2 protein-coding genes are annotated in these 1,049 nt (G+C 42.0%); both read right to left on the bottom strand.

The features are described 5' to 3' along the window. Positions 1-239, bottom strand: a 239-nt coding sequence (locus ACYVN4_RS45185; RefSeq protein ID WP_460730504.1) for a hypothetical protein, incomplete at its 3' end; no start/stop codon positions are given. Between the two features lie 18 nt (positions 240-257). After that, a partial coding sequence (locus ACYVN4_RS45180) for a hypothetical protein (protein ID WP_460730502.1) occupies positions 258-1,049 on the bottom strand: 792 nt, incomplete at its 5' end.

The raw sequence follows: 1,049 nt of genomic DNA, 5'->3' as shown, positions 1-1,049 counted from the left end.
GTCTCAGCCTGCTTATCAACTAGACCAGTTAAGTAGTCGATATCCAAACTAGGTAGATTGCCAGGTGCTTCAACTCGGCCATTGCCCATCAATCGGTACATCCACCAGTAGCGGGTGAAATATTGGACTGAAGTACTTGGAATATCAACTGCTACTAATCCTTCAGCAGCATCTAGTGCTGGTACTGTGTCTTTGTCTGGAAACTCACTATTTGAGTCTGGCTTAACGTAATAAATCATTTGTCTTTCCTCACTTTCCTAATCAGGTACAATTGCATCGGTCGTCCAGTTATCCAACCCATCTTGCCAAAAAGATTTAGATCCCCAAGAAAGCACGCTGATAATACCAGCCTCACCTTCATATGGATATTTAAAAGTAAGAACAAGGTTTCTTCCAGTCACAGTTGTCGTTGCATTATTGCCACCATCAATTGTTCCAACGTGGATTGGTAAGCTCATATTTTTAATGAAGTGAAATCCAACTGGTAACGTCATCAAAACATTAGTCCATGTTCCTTTTGTCTTGTCCCATGAGATTTTCATGCCACCAATAATCTTTGTAACTCCAGTTTTTGAATCATACTTCATTAAAAATGGTGTTGAAGTGAATTCAGAATTAACTGTTATTGGATACCAAGCAGATTGCGCAACGCTTTTTAAATCGTCGCTAGTAGCGACTGTTTTACCTCCTGACACAGTGAGCTGAGTGAAATCGGATTTCTCGGAAATCACGCCCGTGTTGGGGTTACGGTGGGAGACGTTGGCATTATCGGCTGGAACAAAGGTATTTCCATTAATGGTAACCGTTCCATCTCCATTATCTCGAACAAAATCTGAGAATGCTGGAGCCATCGGCACTCTATGCGTAGCTTGAACCATTTGAACGGATATCAAATATACGCTAGCATCTTTACCGTCAGCCGAGCCGTTATTATCAATCCGAATGTATCCTTGGACAACACCCGCTGGCACGGTAAACGTAACTAACGAAGTACTTGTAGCGGAAGTATTAGACCATCTCGTATTGTTCACAAGCTCGATTGATGTGTC

This window comes from Nocardia heshunensis, from assembly GCF_054782115.1.
The sequence above is the reverse complement of the archived record's forward strand: the minus strand, read 5'-3'. Positions and strand labels throughout refer to the sequence as shown.